At 53.6% G+C, this 5465-nt stretch carries 1 protein-coding gene, 2 tRNA genes and 3 rRNA genes; 5 read left to right on the top strand and 1 reads right to left on the bottom strand.

What is annotated here, in order from left to right:
• On the bottom strand, nucleotides 1–184 hold a 184-nt coding region (locus tag DBR34_RS21615), incomplete at its 3' end, for a hypothetical protein (protein WP_219928205.1).
• A 39-nt stretch (nucleotides 185–223) separates the two neighbouring features.
• Between DBR34_RS21615 and DBR34_RS03795 the strand changes: the two genes are divergently transcribed.
• From DBR34_RS03795 to rrf, 5 genes are all read left to right on the top strand, one after another.
• Nucleotides 224–1770, top strand: a 16S ribosomal RNA gene (locus tag DBR34_RS03795).
• A 95-nt stretch (nucleotides 1771–1865) separates the two neighbouring features.
• Nucleotides 1866–1941, top strand: a tRNA-Ala gene (locus DBR34_RS03790).
• 48 nt (nucleotides 1942–1989) lie between these two features.
• Nucleotides 1990–2066, top strand: a tRNA-Ile gene (locus DBR34_RS03785).
• Nucleotides 2067–2294: 228 nt separating this feature from the next.
• A 23S ribosomal RNA gene (locus DBR34_RS03780) occupies nucleotides 2295–5173 on the top strand.
• A gap of 168 nt (nucleotides 5174–5341) precedes the next feature.
• Nucleotides 5342–5456, top strand: a 5S ribosomal RNA gene (gene rrf / locus DBR34_RS03775).
• The 16S, 23S and 5S rRNA genes sit together here with 2 tRNA genes alongside, the layout of an rRNA operon.
• Nucleotides 5457–5465: the final 9 nt, after the last annotated feature.

Below are 5465 nucleotides of genomic sequence, written 5' to 3'. Positions count from 1 at the left end.
AACGACGGAAACGTCGGGGCACACGGAGGAAGGCGCTGAGGCCGACTCCAAAGTTCTTTGACAGTATGCGCAGGTATCTTGTGAAGGCGCCTGCAGGAAGGATGTATGTCCATCTTGCAGACGTTTGATCAAGCAACATATCAATTGTTTTAAAGCAAGCGAAACGTTGCCAGCGGTCAAGCATCTGCAGCTTTAAATTTTTAGTCCTCGGACTATGCGTTTTTAAGTGAAGAGTTTGATCCTGGCTCAGAGTGAACGCTGGCGGTAGGCCTAACACATGCAAGTCGAACGGCAGCACAGTAAGAGCTTGCTCTTATGGGTGGCGAGTGGCGGACGGGTGAGGAATACATCGGAATCTACCTTTTCGTGGGGGATAACGTAGGGAAACTTACGCTAATACCGCATACGACCTTCGGGTGAAAGCAGGGGACCTTCGGGCCTTGCGCGGATAGATGAGCCGATGTCGGATTAGCTAGTTGGCGGGGTAAAGGCCCACCAAGGCGACGATCCGTAGCTGGTCTGAGAGGATGATCAGCCACACTGGAACTGAGACACGGTCCAGACTCCTACGGGAGGCAGCAGTGGGGAATATTGGACAATGGGCGCAAGCCTGATCCAGCCATACCGCGTGGGTGAAGAAGGCCTTCGGGTTGTAAAGCCCTTTTGTTGGGAAAGAAAAGCAGCTGGCTAATACCCGGTTGTTCTGACGGTACCCAAAGAATAAGCACCGGCTAACTTCGTGCCAGCAGCCGCGGTAATACGAAGGGTGCAAGCGTTACTCGGAATTACTGGGCGTAAAGCGTGCGTAGGTGGTTGTTTAAGTCTGTTGTGAAAGCCCTGGGCTCAACCTGGGAATTGCAGTGGATACTGGGCGACTAGAGTGTGGTAGAGGGTAGTGGAATTCCCGGTGTAGCAGTGAAATGCGTAGAGATCGGGAGGAACATCCATGGCGAAGGCAGCTACCTGGACCAACACTGACACTGAGGCACGAAAGCGTGGGGAGCAAACAGGATTAGATACCCTGGTAGTCCACGCCCTAAACGATGCGAACTGGATGTTGGGTGCAATTTGGCACGCAGTATCGAAGCTAACGCGTTAAGTTCGCCGCCTGGGGAGTACGGTCGCAAGACTGAAACTCAAAGGAATTGACGGGGGCCCGCACAAGCGGTGGAGTATGTGGTTTAATTCGATGCAACGCGAAGAACCTTACCTGGTCTTGACATGTCGAGAACTTTCCAGAGATGGATTGGTGCCTTCGGGAACTCGAACACAGGTGCTGCATGGCTGTCGTCAGCTCGTGTCGTGAGATGTTGGGTTAAGTCCCGCAACGAGCGCAACCCTTGTCCTTAGTTGCCAGCACGTAATGGTGGGAACTCTAAGGAGACCGCCGGTGACAAACCGGAGGAAGGTGGGGATGACGTCAAGTCATCATGGCCCTTACGACCAGGGCTACACACGTACTACAATGGTAGGGACAGAGGGCTGCAAACCCGCGAGGGCAAGCCAATCCCAGAAACCCTATCTCAGTCCGGATTGGAGTCTGCAACTCGACTCCATGAAGTCGGAATCGCTAGTAATCGCAGATCAGCATTGCTGCGGTGAATACGTTCCCGGGCCTTGTACACACCGCCCGTCACACCATGGGAGTTTGTTGCACCAGAAGCAGGTAGCTTAACCTTCGGGAGGGCGCTTGCCACGGTGTGGCCGATGACTGGGGTGAAGTCGTAACAAGGTAGCCGTATCGGAAGGTGCGGCTGGATCACCTCCTTTTGAGCAAAGACAGCATCGTCCTGTCGGGCGTCTTCACAAGTAACCTGCATTCAGAGTTTCGCGTCGGCCTGGCCGGCGTGGATAGTCCCGTATATGGGGCCTTAGCTCAGCTGGGAGAGCACCTGCTTTGCAAGCAGGGGGTCGTCGGTTCGATCCCGACAGGCTCCACCACACGTTGCGTGTTTATCGACGCAAACGGCAATGAGCTGAACGGACATTGGGTCTGTAGCTCAGGTGGTTAGAGCGCACCCCTGATAAGGGTGAGGTCGGTAGTTCGAGTCTACCCAGACCCACCACTCTGAATGACTAGCGCATACAAAGAATTTATTACGCATCGGCATTGTGGCCGGTACGTGTTCTTTTAAAACTTGTGACGTAGCGAGCGTTTGAGATTCTATCTTGACGTGTCGTGAGGCTAAGGCGGAAGACTTAAATGTCTTCTTATTAATTGAGTCGTTATATTTCGTATCTGGGCTTTGTACCCCCAGGTCATATATGTAACCCAAGGCAACTTGCGGTTATATGGTCAAGCGAATAAGCGCACACGGTGGATGCCTTGGCGGTCAGAGGCGATGAAGGACGTGGCAGCCTGCGAAAAGTATCGGGGAGCTGGCAACAAGCTTTGATCCGGTAATGTCCGAATGGGGAAACCCACCCGCTTGCGGGTATCCTGCAGTGAATACATAGCTGCTGGAAGCGAACCTGGTGAACTGAAATATCTAAGTAACCAGAGGAAAAGAAATCAACCGAGATTCCCTGAGTAGCGACGAGCGAACGGGGACTAGCCCTTAAGCTGGAATGGTTCTAGAAAAACAGCCTGGAACGGCTGGCCATAGAAGGTGATAGCCCTGTATTTAAAAGGGCCACTCCAGTGAAGACGAGTAGGGCGGGGCACGTGAAACCCTGTCTGAACATGGGGGGACCATCCTCCAAGGCTAAATACTACTGACCGACCGATAGTGAACCAGTACCGTGAGGGAAAGGCGAAAAGAACCCCGGAGAGGGGAGTGAAATAGATCCTGAAACCGTGTGCGTACAAGCAGTAGGAGCTCGAAAGAGTGACTGCGTACCTTTTGTATAATGGGTCAGCGACTTACTGTTCGTGGCAAGCTTAACCGTATAGGGGAGGCGAAGGGAAACCGAGTCTGATAAGGGCGCATAGTCGCGGGCAGTAGACCCGAAACCGGGTGATCTAGTCATGGCCAGGGTGAAGGTGCCGTAACAGGTACTGGAGGCCCGAACCCACGTCTGTTGCAAAAGACGGGGATGAGCTGTGATTAGGAGTGAAAAGCTAATCGAACCCGGAGATAGCTGGTTCTCCTCGAAAGCTATTTAGGTAGCGCCTCATATGTATCCTCTCGGGGGTAGAGCACTGTTATGGCTAGGGGGTCATCGCGACTTACCAAACCATTGCAAACTCCGAATACCGAGACGGACTGTATGGGAGACACACGGCGGGTGCTAACGTCCGTCGTGAAAAGGGAAACAACCCAGACCCACAGCTAAGGTCCCAAATTCACTGCTAAGTGGAAAACCATGTGGAAAGGCACAGACAGCCAGGAGGTTGGCTTAGAAGCAGCCACCCTTTAAAGAAAGCGTAATAGCTCACTGGTCGAGTCGGTCTGCGGGGAAGATTTAACGGGGCTAAGCAGTGAACCGAAGCTTGGGGTGTGCATATTTATATGTACGCGGTAGAGGAGCGTTCCGTAAGCCGTTGAAGGTGGATTGAGAAGTCTGCTGGAGGTATCGGAAGTGCGAATGCTGACATGAGTAACGATAATGCGGGTGAAAAACCCGCACGCCGAAAGCCCAAGGTTTCCTTGCGCAACGTTAATCGGCGCAGGGTGAGTCGGCCCCTAAGGCGAGGACGAAAGTCGTAGTCGATGGGAAGCAGGTTAATATTCCTGCACCTCGCGTAAGTGCGATGGAGGGACGGAGAAGGTTAGGTGTACCCGGCGTTGGTTGTCCGGGGGAAAGGAGGTAGGTTTGAATCTTTGGCAAATCCGGGATTCTTCAAGACCGAGCACCGAGACGAGCCTTTAAGGCGAAGTCACTGATACCACGCTTCCAGGAAAAGCTCCTAAGCTTCAGCTTACGCAGACCGTACCGTAAACCGACACAGGTGGGTAGGATGAGAATTCTCAGGCGCTTGAGAGAACTCGGGTGAAGGAACTAGGCAACATGGCACCGTAACTTCGGGAGAAGGTGCGCCCTTTTTGGTGGCTCATGCGAGCTATAGCTGAAGAGGGCCGCAGAAACCAGGCCGCTGCGACTGTTTATCAAAAACACAGCACTCTGCAAACACGAAAGTGGACGTATAGGGTGTGACGCCTGCCCGGTGCTGGAAGGTTAATTGATGGGGTCAGCCGCAAGGCGAAGCTCTTGATCGAAGCCCCAGTAAACGGCGGCCGTAACTATAACGGTCCTAAGGTAGCGAAATTCCTTGTCGGGTAAGTTCCGACCTGCACGAATGGCGTAACGACAGCGGCGCTGTCTCCACCCGAGACTCAGTGAAATTGAAATCGCTGTGAAGATGCAGCGTTCCCGTGGCAAGACGGAAAGACCCCGTGAACCTTTACTATAGCTTTACACTGAACGTTGAGTTCGTCTGTGTAGGATAGGTGGGAGGCTATGAAACTGTGGCGCTAGCTGCAGTGGAGCCATCCTTGAAATACCACCCTGTCGTGCTTGACGTTCTAACCTGGGTCCATAATCTGGATCGGGGACCGTGTATGGTGGGTAGTTTGACTGGGGCGGTCTCCTCCTAAAGAGTAACGGAGGAGCTCGAAGGTACGCTCAGCGCGGTCGGACATCGCGCACTGTGTGCAAAGGCATAAGCGTGCTTGACTGCAAGATCGACGGATCAAGCAGGTAGGAAACTAGGACTTAGTGATCCGGTGGTTCTGTATGGAAGGGCCATCGCTCAACGGATAAAAGGTACTCCGGGGATAACAGGCTGATACCGCCCAAGAGTTCATATCGACGGCGGTGTTTGGCACCTCGATGTCGGCTCATCACATCCTGGGGCTGTAGTCGGTCCCAAGGGTATGGCTGTTCGCCATTTAAAGTGGTACGCGAGCTGGGTTCAGAACGTCGTGAGACAGTTCGGTCCCTATCTGCCATGGGCGTTGGAGATTTGAGAGGGGCTGCTCCTAGTACGAGAGGACCGGAGTGGACGAACCTCTGGTGTTCCGGTTGTCACGCCAGTGGCATTGCCGGGTAGCTATGTTCGGAAGCGATAACCGCTGAAAGCATCTAAGCGGGAAGCGCGCCTCAAGATGAGATCTCCCGGGGCACAAGCCCCCTGAAGGAACCATATAGACTATGTGGTTGATAGGTCAGGTGTGTAAGTACAGCAATGTATTGAGCTAACTGATACTAATGATCCGTGTGGCTTGACCATATAACCTCAAGTTGCCTTGGCCGACATGACATGTCGATAGATCCAAGTGCACGCTACGTCACAAGACCAAACGAGAGGCAGGCGCTCAGGCGCGTCTCTTTGTAAAGCCGGCACACTCGTGCCCGCTCCCTGCAAAGACACGTCCTGCGGCGACACTCCAAAAGCCTCCCTGGTGAAATTAGCGCTGTGGAACCACCCGATCCCATCCCGAACTCGGAAGTGAAACGCAGCTGCGCCGATGGTAGTGTGGCTCAAGCCATGCGAGAGTAGGTCATCGCCAGGGTTTATACCC

The organism is Stenotrophomonas sp. HMWF003, from assembly GCF_003061285.1.
Classification (GTDB): domain Bacteria; phylum Pseudomonadota; class Gammaproteobacteria; order Xanthomonadales; family Xanthomonadaceae; genus Stenotrophomonas; species Stenotrophomonas maltophilia_AP.
The sequence above is the reverse complement of the archived record's forward strand: the minus strand, read 5'-3'. Positions and strand labels throughout refer to the sequence as shown.